We start from the raw sequence: 13,833 nt of genomic DNA, 5'->3' as shown, positions 1-13,833 counted from the left end.
CCTCTTTTTTTATCTCAGGTATATCTTTAGCCTCTGTAATAATTTCACTTAAATTAGTATCATTATTTGAAAGAATAAAACCGAACCCTTTTTCTTTATTTCCATTTTTAGCTTTTAAAGATACACTTCTATCCACATAAACACCACTAATATATCCATTCGCAACTGTAATATTATACGTCTTAAGTTTGTTACTTTTTACGTTAGTTTGCACAAATGAGTGAATATCGCTAGATTTTTGGTTTCTTTCCCATTTATCAGCTTTAATGTTATATTTTTCTCCATCCATAACGAATTGCAATTCAATCTTGTTTCTATTTTCCTTTACTTTAATATCTTCCAATTGAGATATTTCATCAAGACTCATAGAATTATAGCCTATCCCTTTAAAACTTTGATTAGTACCTGATTGAGCATAAGATACTTGAGCAAAAACAATGAATAATGCGAGTGAACACAATATGCTTAGATATAATCTCTTCACTGAAAAACACTCCCTTTTTAATTTTCATTCATATATATAATACTTAAATTACATTTTTTTACAATAGGGAAGGAGGATTTAATGAAGAAGTTAGTTCTTTTTACACTCTACGGAACATCTGCTACCTACTCGATTCAATCTATTTATTTCTTATCCGAAGCACGTTACAGTAAAAGTTTTTTGCTCCTAATACTTTTATTGAGTGTTGCATTGTTTATATTTACTTATCTATTTCAAAAAAAGTCCACTATGTATTTGCCTATTATTCTCCTACTAGGATTAGAAATAATTTACTTAGTAATATACCCAATTCTACATCCCTCTTTTGCTGTTATTTTCTTTTGTGGCCTCCTCGTTCTGATTAACCTACTGGTATGTATGTATTTGAGTAAACACTTTAAGCAGCAGTTATAACAACGAACGCAACATAATGGATATTTTGTTAAATTGACCTTCTTTTAAAACAACATCTGTTGTATAATGTCTTTAAAACAACATTTGTTGCTTTAAAGAGAGGGGCTGCAATGAAGTATTATAATGTCGATCAAGCTTTTGAAGTCTTAAAACAATATAAGATCACAAGTCACAAGGAAAGCCTTCGTAGGTGGTTGAGGAATGGAACACTTCAAGGTACTCCCCCTGCCTCTCGACGAGAAGGGTGGAGAATTTCTGAGGATGAGTTATGGGCCTTCATTCGTAATCGATTGCCAGATGAGGTAGACCTCTCGGTCGATGAATCCACAGTTAGTCCTGCCCAGAAAGAAGACATAAGGGCTGAGATGTGGTGGGAAATGGCCCATCAAAACATTTTCGCGGACTTTCTGGAGGTAAAAAAGAAACGAGTGCGGGAATGTGTGGAACATAATCAGCAACCAATTGATTTTGTTGATCATGTGTGGGAGGAGCTACAGGCCAAGTCCTGGTTCGCAAAACCCCGCATCCCCTATTTGTTAGATGCATTTCTGTTTGATGGGAAACGAATCAAACTCGATACGTCCTATGCAAGCCTAGAGGAACAGATCTTGTTTCCGTTGATTGAATATATTCGCAAGAAACGGATAAGGATGTAATGCAACAAATGTTGCGTTACAAACTTGCGACGATTTAACGCAACATAATGCTTATTATGTTGCATTCACACCCAGACCAACCAGCTACCAAAACCCCTTGGAATCCAAGGGGTTTTGGCTTTGTTTGACAATCCTTCCATGATACAATGAACCATATTGTATGTATTCATTTCATTCAATAAAACATAATGGAGGGATGAACCTTGAAAACGACCCATGTGAGTTATTGCCAACATTGTCACCTGGACTTCAGGCCAAACGAGATCGTCTACTATGTGGCCATCGATAATAATCTGGTATGCGGCCCCTGTGCAGACCAGGCGAATTCAAAGGATATTGAACCGAGGGTCTACGAGGTGTTAAGCGATGACTAAGGAACGCCTGGGACAGCAAAGTGTGGAACCTATTCGAGATCCGGAACTGATCCGAGATATGAAGGAGCATCTCTTACATAGGAGCTATCGGGATTATTTCTTGTTTGCGTTTGGGATCAATTCAGGACTGCGGATCAGTGATATCCTGCCCTTGCGGGTAATGGATGTGCGGGAAACCGACCATCTGCGGATCCGGGAGAAGAAGACGCGGAACATACGAAAGGTACGAATGACGGCGGCGCTGCGCCAGGAGATCGAAAAATACACGAAGGGCCTCGCAGCATCGGATTATCTCTTCCCCTCCCGCAAAGGCGGGCCCATCAGTCGCACCAGTGCCTGGCGGATCATCAATGGTGCCGCAGATGCTTGTGGGGTGCCAGGACCCATTGGGACGCATACGTTGCGCAAGACGTTTGGCTATCACTTCTATCAGAAGACGAAGGATGTGGCGATGTTGCAGGAAATCTTCGGGCACTCCAGCCCATCCATAACATTACGATATATCGGTATCAATGATGACATGATGGATGATGCTCTTGAGAAGTTTAGTTTATAAAATGTTTTAAATTAAATATCAAAAGCAGATTATGTACAAAATCAGTAACGGTCTGTTATGTGATTTTATGGTAACGTAATAGTAAAAAGGGAATGGTTTCCAGTGGGGCTTAAAGAAAAGAAAAAGGCTTGGAATGAGAAAATTAAAGAAGGTCGAGAAAAAGATGTACAGGAAATGAAAAGGTTATGGAGTGAAGGGAAGAAGGATTTAAAAAGATCCTGGAAAGAAACCAAACAAGAATTAAAAATCCATTTAAAGAAACGGATGAGGAACAAAGCACAACCGAGAAAAAGCCGCATTTTAGGGAACAATGGGCTAAAGAGAATAGAAATTCAATGGATAAAGAACGGGAAAAAGAACGTTTAAAGCAAGAAAGACGAGATGAAGCAATAACTGATGTAGAAGGATTCCATGTATTTAAACGACAGCTGTTCACACAAGATGACGCAGGGATGATGATGTAATGGGGAGTAGCGAGAATAGGCGCATGGATAGTAGTTGTATTTGGGTTTGCGATGGCCATTGTAGCGTTCTTGACGATTATAGGACGGAGCAAACTAAGCTCACATACAGCAAATGTCAGGAGAAAATAACGGTAATATGGAATTAAATACACGAAAAAGGCTCACCATCCAAAAGATGATGAGCCTTTTTATAGTTTTGGGCTTTTTACAGCCAAGATACATCGTTTAGGACCATTACGGTCAAGATTTATTCTAACCATACTATAATCCTCTCCATTTTTCATACTCTTTACATTAGCAAAAAATGGATTGATTGGTAAACGATATATTTATACATAACCGTCGATTATACGTAATCATTTTTAAAAAGGAAAATGTAAAAAACCCCCCCTTATTTAAGAGGGGGTTTTTGAGAGAGGTTAAGTTTTTGAATTTACAAAGTAGCCTAAAGCCATAAAAATAAAGAAACTAAATAACATAAGAGTGTTTACTGCTATTAACCAATAATTTTTGACCACTACACCCAATGCAATACCTACAGGAGCAAGTAAAAAAGTTAGCAGCCATAAAGGGCTGGCTATTTGAAAGAATAAGTTCGGCACCCATATAAGTAAGCAAACTATAAAGCAAATGAGGGAGAGAGTTCTAATTTTTTTCTCGCGCACTTAATATCCCTCCCTTCTTCTTTAGTAGCAACCGTTTACTTTGGTTTGTGCAGTGAAGTATGATGCAACTGCAGTTGCGACTCGTTTCTCGATGAATCCCATATCGTCATAGTAAACACCAATTCGGGCAATCAATCGGAAGTCACTATCACAATCGAAATAACCGTACTTAGCATAATCTTTATCATGGTACATGCAAGCCCGATCTAAGTCATCTTTTGGAGTTCCGCCACCATGTCCAGGTCCACACCAGTTACCCCACACTGGTAAAGATAGTCCCATAGTTGTAAAACCTTCAGGATTATAATCCTGATCTAAACGGTTGATGTACTCACCAGATTCAATTACAAAGTCACTTTGTCCATCTTGTACAGCTTTCTCTACGTCGAATGAAACTCGCCCTTCAGAATCTGTTGTTATGTATTGTTGCATAACTTCCTGGACCTCTTCCATACTACTATTTTCGTCCACAGTTATCTCTGAGGCATTAGTAATATGCGGATGGGCTATTCCCAGCATGAAAACAAATACAAACAAAGAAACAATAGATTTTCTTACTACTTCCTTCATCGTAATTCCCCCAATTTTGTATTTTTCTTATGTCTTTAGGCACAGTTAACAACATACCATTTTTTGGGTTTATTTTTTCTTTTTTTTACATAAAAGGAAAATATACCTACTTATTCGCAATATTTTAATAATTTAAATTAGAAAAGACTGAACGCATTTTTTCGCTCAGTCCCAAAAATCATCGTAATCAATATTCTTACCTGTCAGATCCTCCGCAGCTTTAGTTCACTGCCCTTCAAAGCAAGAATGTTCATGAGCTGCTTGATATGTATAAGAAGCCTACAAATACCAACGATCGAACCATCCGTGTAAGCGTTGGATAAGGAGGTGTTTTCAAACTACCCCCTTAAAACTCGAACCATAACCAGACTTTTGTATTGAATTAACACGGGTGTCTCCAATTTTGACGACACTCTTTTTTATGTAAGTTGCTGCACCTTCTTTCCTTTACATTCCTTTAGGATAGTTGCGGTTTATGCGAACTATAGAAAACATCTTATATATACTCCCTCAAAGGATTTCCAATGTCGGTTTAGTGTTACGTTACGTGAACGAATAGAAACCCGAATGATAAATCGTATGATTTTATACCAGAAAAAAGGATCGTTTTATATATTGTAATTGGGGTTCAAAAACAGATTTGAAGTATTGATGTAAAAGGAAATAGGTGGTTCCATAGGGATGGCCAACCCCGAAGGGCAAACCTGGCTATGCCCTTCGGTCACACCCCTTGAATGGAGAACATACTCCGCACATCACTGGCCAAGCCAGCGAGAACAACGGTTGAATGAGTCCAGTAAATACTCCGTTCGAACCTACATACCACGGAATGTGCCGGGTCTTACATATGCCGTTGTATATTCCGTTATTTATATATTGGTTGTTATGACCTTTAATGTACTTAACATTTCCACAGCATAAAAGGAAAATAAAAAGAAAGACATAAAAAAAGAAAGGCCCTCAGCGTTAAATACAAGCTCTCAGAGAACTTTACAGTAACACTTAGGCCTTATTTTATTTGACGAAAAAAACAGCTACAAAAACTTTTAAATAAGTCTGATGAAACATTGTTTGTACATTGTTAAAAACAACAAATATATTGGATACGTCATATAATAATCGTTATATGACGTATCTAATTCACATTAAATACCAAAGAAATTATTTACCGAAAAGGCGTTGCCAAATGGATTTATTCCTTTCCTCTTTTAGTTCTTTTTCTTTCTCCTCTAACTCCAGCTTCTTTTGCTCCTGGATATTATTTAAAGCTTCCATTAGCTTCTGATCACGATTATCTAAACGTTGGTTTATGTAGCGTTGCTGTTCTTCCAATCGTTCCATTAGCATTTTATTAAACTCTTCTTGTCTTTCCATGTGTTCTTGCTGTTCTCGCATAAAATTATAAACTTGCTGTATTTCTTCGTTATCAGAACGTACTTGGGGAACGCTGTTATTGCTGTTCTGCTCCGAGGACGCTTTATCTTGATACTTTGATACAACAATAAGAGATGCGTTCTCTACTGACATGTGTTGGATTTGAATTAAGTTTTTAAGGTGTCTGAGCATAACGATATCTTTTTCTGTGAACACCCGTCTGTTATTATCCGTTCTGCTAAAAAAGAATTTATGACCTTCAATAGCTAAACACCATTTTCTTAATGTACTGTCACCAATGTCTAAAGCCAACTTTACATCTTTTGGTGAGTAATAAGTTTCCGTTCCAGACATGCGTCACCCTCCGTTCGTCGTTTTATTTTAATTGTAGAGTAATACTTGTCCAAAGAGAAGAATTAAATTCACCTGGAGTAGATCATACGCTTGTTGATTAACCTTGCAGTTAATACTCTAATTAATTGGTTAATCGCAACGTTACTCTATTTATAACGCCTTTATTTTCATAAATGAATATGATTCAGCTAAAAAACACCAACAAACAAGTCGCTGTTGTTGGTGTTTTTTATTACTTGTTTATTACTTGTTTATTACTTGTTTTAGAGATTCTGTAAATACTAGTTTAATAGGGTTTATAGAACTTAAACATCACACTTTCGGTGTTAAACATCACGCTTTCGGTGTTAAACATCACACTTTCGGTGTTGAAGTATCACACTTTCGGTGTTAAACATCACACTTTCGGTGTTAGTATCACATTTTCGGTGTTAAATATCACAAATCTTATGTAGTGTGATTGATTTTGCAAGAGATTAGTTATATTATGGAAACTAGTATTCCTATCACATTAATTTATATATGTGATAGATAGTGAGGGGTCTAGAATGAATAATTATCTTGTAACTCAATCAAATAACTTGATAGAAGCAAAATATCGTGAACCTTTATTAGCTCGTGAGCAAAAACTTGTTCTTTCAGTAGTTAGCATGATTCATCCGGATGATGAAGATTTTAAACTATATAATATCTCCGTGAAGGATTTTCATAACATGATGGGATTGGAAGGAGAGCCCAAATATAGTGAGCTACAAGCTATTACTAGGAAGATGTTGGGGAAGGTAGTAGAAATTCAAAAAGAAAAAAGGCTTCTACAATCCACCTGGTTTTCGACTATTGAATATTATGAAAGAGAAGGCAAAATAGAATTTGCTTTTGACCCGAAATTAAAACCTTATTTGTTGCAACTAAAAGAGGCATTTACTTCATACAGGCTTAGTAACATTCTGTCCTTAAACAGTGCCTATTCCATTCGTTTATATGAATTGATGAAAAAATGGCAATACATAACTAAAGTAGATTATGATGTTGGCTCTTTAAAAGAAAAGTTAGGTATTAATAAAACAAAATATAAGCAATATGGCCATTTCAAATCGAGAGTATTATCTCCGGCTATTAAAGAGCTAAATAATAAGACAGACATTTCTGTGGAGTTTAAGGAAATCAGGAAAGGACGAAAAGTTGAAAAAATTAGCTTTAGTATTCTAGTTCAAAAACAGAAAGAAATCAAAGCATCAATGACTGAAGATATTTCTACTGAAGAACATAGCTCTTTAACAGAAGTAGATAGGGTTTTTTTCTTTGAATTATTGGAAGCCAGCGATTTTGATATCTCTCTTGAAACCTATAAAAGTTTCGTTGAAACCGGAAAACAAATTTGGGGAGATGATGATTACCAAAAGCAATTACTAAAATTAGTTGATTACGTAGGGAAGCAAAAAAACATCAAATCAGAAATTGGTCTAGCATTTTATAAGTTGAAAGATCTAGCTAGAAAAAAAGCTGAAGGATTACCTACAACAATAAAGCTAACTGAGAGCAATGGTGTTTCCATCCCCGATTGGTTAAATAACAAAGGTTCTGAAACGAGCAATTACACTCGCGAAAAAACAAATGAAGAAATTGAGCTTGAAAAAGAAGAACTGAGAAAAGCTTTAAATGCAATGGATGATTAAGCCTTTAAGTATGTAGGAAAGAAAGGTTAATGTGTTGTAGGGGGGTTCACCAGAGAAAGCGAGATAGGGGAGTAACTCTATCTCGCTTTCTCTAAAAAAGTATGAGATTCATCTCATATAAACAGCAACCAAGTCCATACGTCCTTTTCCATGTCCCAATTCTTTATGTACGATATCTATACAATGGTTCACTTCCATATATAGTTTACGCTCAGCACGAGATATCCCTGCATCCTTCCGAACCCCTTGATCATAGTTTCCAACCATGCGTTTGATGATGTCTTTACCTTCCCTATAAATCCCCCTTTCTTTCAATGAGGCTTCTAATCGTTCACGAGCAAAACTATGACGAAACCCATGTGAACCAGTATAATTCGTTATCTTCGCTTTCTCTACCGCACGGTTATAAGCACTTTTCACCGTATTATACTTGGGTGCCAGGAATTGATGTTGCTCTTTCTCTGCCAAAATGCTTCTAACCTTTTCCTCATACCTTGGTAAACAAGGTGTTTCACGTGCCTTGCTTGCTTTCGTAAGCCCTTTAGCACTATTCAACGCCCTCCTATCTTCCGAGGCCACAAAATATAACTTTCCGTGCCTCTCTTCAATATGAGAAGCTTTTAGATTGGCAGCTTCCCTTAACCGAAGACCAAATGCATTCTGAAGATCTAAGGCGTTTTGAGAGCTCTCTGGGAGATTTTCTCGTAGCTTTTGGACTTCATCCCTAGTGTAAGATCGATCTTGTCCTTTGGAGCGCTCTGAGCTGTGTATAAGCCTTTGTTTGGGGACCCAATCTCTTTCCTTGAAACCTTGAGCTTTCGAAAATTGATTCATACCTTTAGACAGTAATCGAAGACTTGTTTCGATGTTCATTAAATGCCCTTTGGAAACACCTTGATTCGCCTTTTGGGTCAAATACTCCCGATAATGAGATCTTTTGAGCTTATAAATATCCTTAATTCCTTTCTGTCCTTTCGCCCATTGTACAAACTGCATACTCACAGAATACGCATGTTTCACTTGCGTTGTAGAATGAATGCCTGTTTCTTGATGGTTATCTCGTAGCTGCTTTTTAGATTCACCAATCTTATAAATTTTCTTCAATGCTTGATCCACTTGGTTCTTCACGTTCCGTTTCCCCATGATTCCCCCCCTTTAGGTCTTTCTCGAGCTTCTGTACATGTTTCTTGAGTTCAATAATAGTTTGATTGGCGTTCTCGACATTCATTTCTCCTCCTTTGGAAGAGCGTCTAGACTCTTGTATTTCGTGTAACTTACTTTCTATATCCTGGCACTCTTGATGTACGTCCTGTAAAGCTTGCTGGTAGCTCAATCCATGGCTTACGTGGCCACTCTCTCGGAATTGCATAATCGCCAATCGTACAAGTTCAGCTCGTTTGATGTGCATATGATCTGCTACAAGGTCCAATTCATTTTTTATTTCTTCATCGATTCTGACATTCAGGTTGATCTTTCCCATCGAATCCCTCCATTTTTTGTAGTGCAATGTAGTACACCTTTCACTTATGCACTACATCGCACTACATGTTTTATTCATGTACTACACTGCACTACAACCTTATTTCGCTTTAAAATCCCTAATTTGAGTGACCACGCCATAAGGTGACGCATCCAAAACTTCGTTTTAGCTTGGATGCATCACCATATGGCGTGCTGCCAAGTGTAGCTTTCTAAACATGAATAGCATTAAAGCCTAATAGATAGCCTGCTCTATCCCTTAAAAAGGGGGAGCATCATATTGCAGTGCTCATGCCACACTGCGGATCCAAATCACATCAACAACGACAAGGGGCTTTATAGAGTTTATAGAGTCTTACCTCTTCACAGATGACCCATTTCACCAGCTGAGCAAAATAGGGATCTTTTTTCAAAAAAAGAGGGATCCATTGGCACTTCTCCTAGTACCTAACTGGATCCCTCAAGTAATGTGTTCAAACCCAATAAAAAAGCAGACCTACCATTCATGAATAGCTCTGTCTAGGCAAGAACAATCTTCCTTATTGTTCATACAAGTCTTCCAAATAGATTTTTCCTTCTTTCCATCCTTCATCGATAGGTTATGGAACATACTCCCTCCAGCAAACCTTTGCATTGGTATGAATGAACAGCTTCATACTTTTCTCCTCCTTTGTTGTAACGATTTTTAGACACAAAAATACAGACCTATATACATAGCTCTGGTTATCTTCCATATGGACTTGTAGACATACGTCTTCTAAGAGATTTATGCAACCCAATAGGGGGTAAAACTTCGTGGTCAGGCTCGTGAGAGCAATGAAAAATTCGTATAAGCTTATATTAAATTATATACAAATTTTCATCAACTCACTTGCTCTTATTATTTATAATAAAAAAGCGCTCTCTTGAATCGATTACTAAAAGACATACTTGTGTCTTTCTTGAATCATTCCAAGAGAACGCTTTAGATTGATAAGTAATCCGCCTGCCTTTTTGAAAGGCGACTAAACAAAAAGTGAAATTATATTAACAGTACCATTAGTTTATCATTTTACTAGAACAAAAGGAACACGATAGACTGTTTTAAATCAGGGAATTGAAGATCTAATATCCCCCTTACAGCCCACCGTTTTTTAGAGAATTAAATTACCAGTACCGAATGTGCTTAGTCTAAATTTAGTCTAGCTCTTTTGAAGAAAATATTCTTTTCTAATGATTGTATATATTAAAATCAAACTAGATAATACAAGAATCCATATAGGCTGTTCATAATCTCTATATAAAGGAACAATAAGACCCAAAAGAATATATAATGATTGAAAACCAATCATCATCCAGAATCCTCGTTTTTTTAAATTTAAATATCCTGAAATCATAATAATAACGTAGAGTAAAATAATAGTAATTAAAACCCATCCGGCAGTACTCGTTTGAGTATATGGGAGAGAAAATAATAGGAGTGCTAAAAAAGAAATAATATACAAAATCGAGATAATAATTACTCCAACTGGCCTTTTCAATATAAAAACTCCTCACTAACTTTTATGGAAAAATTTTATAACGCAAGGATATCATACCTATATTAAGTTGAGAATTCTAACGAAAGACTTAAATTTTTAACTCCACTCTCTTCCTTTTATTTTTTTATATCTTTTCTCATGATAATATATAAATTATTACCAATTTTTTAGATTAATAGGTTGTATTTTACAAGTAATAACTTCCTATAAAAGGGTGAGAAACTTTAAATAGTTTCTATTTTTTTAATCAATAAACGAACATACGTTCGTTTATTTTTGGAGGTTGTTTTATGTATTTATTGGAAGAAGGAGTTATAAATGATCCATTATTAAAATCGTTTTTAAAAAATGAAAATAACTTGAAATTGTTTAGAAACTATCAAGAAAACCCTACACAAGAAAACGCAATTATTCTTGATGATTCCTTTAAAAACTTTAGAACTAAGATTAGAGCTATAACCTATCTATCAAAAGCAATTCATTATAAAGCAATCCATTATGATCAAGAAATTAGAAAAAAACAAAAAAACTATCTTACTAACTTAGATGAACCAATCACTGAGGACAATACCATGAAAGATTTCATAACAAGTGAAACTACATCAGGTTATATGACTCCAAAAAATCTAGAAGAGTCTGTACAATTGCTTGAATTAAAAGATGCAATAAAAAAGCTTACATCGCGTGAAAGTGAAATCCTATACATGTTGATATATGTAGGATATACCGAACAAGAAATAGCTGAGAGGTTTGGAGTTTCACAGCAGTCCATTTCCAAATCCAAACGTAAATCTTTAGAAAAGTTGAGGAGGGAATTAGATGAATCAGGCTCCTATTGTTGATCTTATAGCTAATACTGGATTTCCAATTGGTGTAGCTGTTTATCTTTTAGTACGAATAGAGAAGAAGATTGAAAACTTAGACAAAGCAATTCAATCCTTAACCGATGTTGTAAGCAAAAATGATTATTAAAAGGAGGGTTTCTTTTTGCAAGAGGAAGTAGGTATGGAAATATTTGATAAAATACAATTGAAAATAAAAAAAGAAATCAACCAAACGTCTCCTGAAAATCGTGAGGACTTAGAACAAGAGCTTAAAATTTATGCTTTGAATGAAATATACGGGGGACGTTTTAATGATTCTTATGGTTTTTTTGAATATTTAGACATGAAACTCAATGAAAGTGCATAAAAAAAGATTCATCTAAAAATTCCGGTTGTATTTTCCTCTCTTATTCCCTCTTTAGAGGGTGAACAGTCACAGACTGGAATAAAATTTAAGGAGGAAACAATTATGCCACAAGTAGGCGACACAAAAACTGTAGAAAAATTTGTTTCAAAAGCGGAGTTAGAGCGTGATATTACTCTTAGTAATATTGGTGGTTATGTAGTTGAAAAAGCTAAAGTTCTTTTAGCAGATGCATTAGAAGGAGCTGGAACAGCTTTAGGTCTCTCGATAGCCCAAGACGTTTACGAAGCAGGTTTAGAGGAACGTAAGAGTGAATTAGAACGTCACCTCGAAGACGTTGCTCAGAATAATGCCACAGGCATTTACGTTTCCCAAGAAGTGCGATATTCATATATTGGAGGCGGAACTGGTTGGTACCGAAATGGACCAGCTGACATCGCTCTTTACTTCTAAAACAGAAGGGGCTGGGACATAAGTGTTTCAGCTTACAAAAAATCCGAACTATATTTCGAAGTGTTTCGTTAAAGCTTCGAAATAGTTCGGATTTTTCTGTTTAATTAACTTTATTTATGATGATAATTCGGCTTTAGGACTGGGGATTATAGTTTTGTCCCAGCCTCTTTTTTTATTTAAAGAAATTAATAAGCATCTAAAAATTCCGGTTGTATTTTCCTCTCTTATCTCCTCTTTAAAGGGTGAACAGTCACAGACTGGAATAAAATTTAAGGAGGAAACAATTATGCCACAAGTAGGCGACACAAAAACTGTAGAAAAATTTGTTTCAAAAGCGGAGTTAGAGCGTGATATTACTCTTAGTAATATTGGTGGTTATGTAGTTGAAAAAGCTAAAGTTCTTTTAGCAGATGCATTAGAAGGAGCTGGAACAGCTTTAGGTCTCTCGATAGCCCAAGACGTTTACGAAGCAGGTTTAGAGGAACGTAAGAGTGAATTAGAACGTCACCTCGAAGACGTTGCTCAGAATAATGCCACAGGCATTTACGTTTCCCAAGAAGTGCGATATTCATATATTGGAGGCGGAACTGGTTGGTACCGAAATGGACCAGCTGACATCGCTCTTTACTTCTAAAACAGAAGGGGCTGGGACATAAGTGTTTCAGCTTACAAAAAATCCGAACTATATTTCGAAGTGTTTCGTTAAAGCTTCGAAATAGTTCGGATTTTTCTGTTTAATTAACTTTATTTATGATGATAATTCGGCTTTAGGACTGGGGATTATAGTTTTGTCCCAGCCTCTTTTTTTATTTAAAGAAATTAATAAGCATCTAAAAATTCCGGTTGTATTTTCCTCTCTTATCTCCTCTTTAAAGGGTGAACAGTCACAGACTGGAATAAAATTTAAGGAGGAAACAATTATGCCACAAGTAGGCGACACAAAAACTGTAGAAAAATTTGTTTCAAAAGCGGAGTTAGAAAATGAAATTACACTTAGTCAAATTACTAATTATGTAGTTGAAAAGGCAGCGGTGTTTTTAGGAGCATTGGTAAAAAATGTTGCTGTATCTTTAGGAATCTCAATGGCCCAAGACGCTTTTGAAGCAGGGGTGAAGGCACGAATAGATGAATTAGAACGTCACCTCGAAGACGTTGCTCAAGGTAATGCCACAGGCATTTACGTTTCCCAAGAAGTGCGATATTCATATATTGGAGGCGGAACTGGTTGGTATCGAAATGGACCAGCTGACATCGCTCTTTACTTCTAAAAAGCAGAAAGAAAGACAGTCCCAAGACTGTCTTTTTTTCTTTGAGACACATACAATTTCGCAACATAATGTCTAATTTGTTTAGTGCTTTATTAGGTTCTTACAATAGAGGTCCCCATTGAGTAGCATTTATGACTAAAAAAAGAGCGAGAACCTTTGGGATATAAGGTTCTCGCTCTTCAAAGTTATCTATCCCTTCTACCATCATGTTTCATTATAATTAACGGAGGTCAGTATAAATAATCGATGTATTAATAAAAGTTTGCAGTATCATAATTAGTGTAACCTACAGGAACTCCTTTGACTAAAGCAGTTGTAGTAGCTGCAGCTACAAATTT

Annotated in this window: 17 protein-coding genes; 10 read left to right on the top strand and 7 right to left on the bottom strand. The window is 36.2% G+C overall.

Going from position 1 to position 13,833, the window contains the following annotated elements; all coding sequences use genetic code 11:
- On the bottom strand, positions 1-484 hold a 484-nt coding region (locus tag N782_RS18910; protein WP_036824040.1), incomplete at its 3' end, for a hypothetical protein.
- A gap of 524 nt (positions 485-1,008) precedes the next feature.
- Between N782_RS18910 and N782_RS18900 the strand changes: the two genes are divergently transcribed.
- The 3 genes from N782_RS18900 (at position 1,009) to N782_RS22130 (ending at position 2,948) form a co-directional block, all read left to right on the top strand.
- Positions 1,009-1,554 (top strand): MerR family transcriptional regulator, encoded by a 546-nt coding sequence (locus N782_RS18900; RefSeq protein WP_036824036.1) that lies wholly within the window; start codon positions 1,009-1,011, stop codon positions 1,552-1,554.
- A 366-nt stretch (positions 1,555-1,920) separates the two neighbouring features.
- Positions 1,921-2,484 (top strand): site-specific integrase, encoded by a 564-nt coding sequence (locus N782_RS18895; protein ID WP_036824033.1) that lies wholly within the window; start codon positions 1,921-1,923, stop codon positions 2,482-2,484.
- Positions 2,485-2,819: 335 nt separating this feature from the next.
- A complete protein-coding gene (locus N782_RS22130) occupies positions 2,820-2,948 on the top strand; it encodes a hypothetical protein (protein WP_272913661.1) in 129 nt (42 codons plus the stop codon).
- Positions 2,949-3,367: 419 nt separating this feature from the next.
- Here the strand turns inward: N782_RS22130 and N782_RS18885 are convergent, their stop codons facing one another.
- The 3 genes from N782_RS18885 to N782_RS18875 all read right to left on the bottom strand — a co-directional run bounded on the left by N782_RS18885 (position 3,368) and on the right by N782_RS18875 (position 5,911).
- On the bottom strand, positions 3,368-3,613 hold the full coding sequence (locus N782_RS18885; RefSeq protein WP_036824028.1) for a hypothetical protein: 246 nt from the start codon (positions 3,611-3,613) through the stop codon (positions 3,368-3,370).
- A gap of 21 nt (positions 3,614-3,634) precedes the next feature.
- Positions 3,635-4,183 (bottom strand): phospholipase A2 family protein, encoded by a 549-nt coding sequence (locus tag N782_RS20850; protein ID WP_052111448.1) that lies wholly within the window; start codon positions 4,181-4,183, stop codon positions 3,635-3,637.
- Positions 4,184-5,344: 1,161 nt separating this feature from the next.
- A complete protein-coding gene (locus N782_RS18875; protein WP_052111447.1) occupies positions 5,345-5,911 on the bottom strand; it encodes a MerR family transcriptional regulator in 567 nt (188 codons plus the stop codon).
- A gap of 548 nt (positions 5,912-6,459) precedes the next feature.
- Between N782_RS18875 and N782_RS20845 the strand changes: the two genes are divergently transcribed.
- Positions 6,460-7,587 (top strand): replication initiation protein, encoded by a 1,128-nt coding sequence (locus N782_RS20845; protein WP_052111446.1) that lies wholly within the window; start codon positions 6,460-6,462, stop codon positions 7,585-7,587.
- Between the two features lie 108 nt (positions 7,588-7,695).
- Here the strand turns inward: N782_RS20845 and N782_RS18865 are convergent, their stop codons facing one another.
- The 3 genes from N782_RS18865 to N782_RS18855 all read right to left on the bottom strand — a co-directional run bounded on the left by N782_RS18865 (position 7,696) and on the right by N782_RS18855 (position 10,586).
- Positions 7,696-8,730 (bottom strand): tyrosine-type recombinase/integrase, encoded by a 1,035-nt coding sequence (locus N782_RS18865; RefSeq protein WP_036824025.1) that lies wholly within the window; start codon positions 8,728-8,730, stop codon positions 7,696-7,698.
- Positions 8,675-9,067, bottom strand: a complete 393-nt coding sequence (locus N782_RS18860) for a hypothetical protein (RefSeq protein WP_036824022.1) — start codon at positions 9,065-9,067, stop codon at positions 8,675-8,677. The genes N782_RS18865 and N782_RS18860 overlap by 56 nt, the downstream gene beginning before the upstream one ends.
- Before the next feature lie 1,180 nt (positions 9,068-10,247).
- Complete coding sequence (locus N782_RS18855; RefSeq protein ID WP_036824017.1) at positions 10,248-10,586, bottom strand: hypothetical protein; 339 nt, start codon at positions 10,584-10,586, stop codon at positions 10,248-10,250.
- Between the two features lie 290 nt (positions 10,587-10,876).
- Here N782_RS18855 and N782_RS18850 point away from each other — a divergent pair, with 290 nt between their 5' ends.
- The 6 genes from N782_RS18850 to N782_RS18830 all read left to right on the top strand — a co-directional run bounded on the left by N782_RS18850 (position 10,877) and on the right by N782_RS18830 (position 13,495).
- Positions 10,877-11,428: a sigma-70 family RNA polymerase sigma factor gene (locus N782_RS18850; RefSeq protein ID WP_036824014.1), complete on the top strand. Its 552-nt coding sequence runs from the start codon at positions 10,877-10,879 to the stop codon at positions 11,426-11,428.
- Complete coding sequence (locus N782_RS21180; protein WP_084103166.1) at positions 11,406-11,558, top strand: YvrJ family protein; 153 nt, start codon at positions 11,406-11,408, stop codon at positions 11,556-11,558. The genes N782_RS18850 and N782_RS21180 overlap by 23 nt, the downstream gene beginning before the upstream one ends.
- A gap of 15 nt (positions 11,559-11,573) precedes the next feature.
- On the top strand, positions 11,574-11,777 hold the full coding sequence (locus N782_RS18845; RefSeq protein ID WP_036824012.1) for a hypothetical protein: 204 nt from the start codon (positions 11,574-11,576) through the stop codon (positions 11,775-11,777).
- A 102-nt stretch (positions 11,778-11,879) separates the two neighbouring features.
- Entirely contained in the window at positions 11,880-12,227 is a 348-nt protein-coding gene (locus tag N782_RS18840; protein ID WP_036824008.1) for a hypothetical protein, read from the top strand.
- Between the two features lie 286 nt (positions 12,228-12,513).
- The gene (locus tag N782_RS18835) at positions 12,514-12,861 is read left to right on the top strand and encodes a hypothetical protein (RefSeq protein WP_036824008.1); all 348 of its coding nucleotides are present in this window, start codon (positions 12,514-12,516) and stop codon (positions 12,859-12,861) included.
- A gap of 286 nt (positions 12,862-13,147) precedes the next feature.
- Complete coding sequence (locus N782_RS18830) at positions 13,148-13,495, top strand: hypothetical protein (protein ID WP_036824005.1); 348 nt, start codon at positions 13,148-13,150, stop codon at positions 13,493-13,495.
- The last annotated feature ends 338 nt before the right edge of the window (positions 13,496-13,833 follow it).

This window comes from Pontibacillus yanchengensis Y32, from assembly GCF_000770635.1.
GTDB lineage: Bacteria > Bacillota > Bacilli > Bacillales > BH030062 > Pontibacillus > Pontibacillus yanchengensis.
This window is presented reverse-complemented; position numbering and strand designations above follow the sequence as displayed.

What these genes read in the sequence shown, in the direction of transcription:
- N782_RS18900 (WP_036824036.1), top strand. Translation starts at nt 1,009, where the DNA reads ATGAAGTATTATAATGTCGATCAAGCTTTTGAAGTCTTAAAACAATAT.
- N782_RS18895 (WP_036824033.1), top strand. Translation starts at nt 1,921, where the DNA reads ATGACTAAGGAACGCCTGGGACAGCAAAGTGTGGAACCTATTCGAGAT.
- N782_RS22130 (WP_272913661.1), top strand. Translation starts at nt 2,820, where the DNA reads ATGGATAAAGAACGGGAAAAAGAACGTTTAAAGCAAGAAAGACGAGAT.
- N782_RS20850 (WP_052111448.1), bottom strand. Translation starts at nt 4,183, where the DNA reads ATGAAGGAAGTAGTAAGAAAATCTATTGTTTCTTTGTTTGTATTTGTT.
- N782_RS18875 (WP_052111447.1), bottom strand. Translation starts at nt 5,911, where the DNA reads ATGTCTGGAACGGAAACTTATTACTCACCAAAAGATGTAAAGTTGGCT.
- N782_RS20845 (WP_052111446.1), top strand. Translation starts at nt 6,460, where the DNA reads ATGAATAATTATCTTGTAACTCAATCAAATAACTTGATAGAAGCAAAA.
- N782_RS18865 (WP_036824025.1), bottom strand. Translation starts at nt 8,730, where the DNA reads ATGGGGAAACGGAACGTGAAGAACCAAGTGGATCAAGCATTGAAGAAA.
- N782_RS18860 (WP_036824022.1), bottom strand. Translation starts at nt 9,067, where the DNA reads ATGGGAAAGATCAACCTGAATGTCAGAATCGATGAAGAAATAAAAAAT.
- N782_RS18850 (WP_036824014.1), top strand. Translation starts at nt 10,877, where the DNA reads ATGTATTTATTGGAAGAAGGAGTTATAAATGATCCATTATTAAAATCG.
- N782_RS21180 (WP_084103166.1), top strand. Translation starts at nt 11,406, where the DNA reads ATGAATCAGGCTCCTATTGTTGATCTTATAGCTAATACTGGATTTCCA.
- N782_RS18840 (WP_036824008.1), top strand. Translation starts at nt 11,880, where the DNA reads ATGCCACAAGTAGGCGACACAAAAACTGTAGAAAAATTTGTTTCAAAA.
- N782_RS18835 (WP_036824008.1), top strand. Translation starts at nt 12,514, where the DNA reads ATGCCACAAGTAGGCGACACAAAAACTGTAGAAAAATTTGTTTCAAAA.
- N782_RS18830 (WP_036824005.1), top strand. Translation starts at nt 13,148, where the DNA reads ATGCCACAAGTAGGCGACACAAAAACTGTAGAAAAATTTGTTTCAAAA.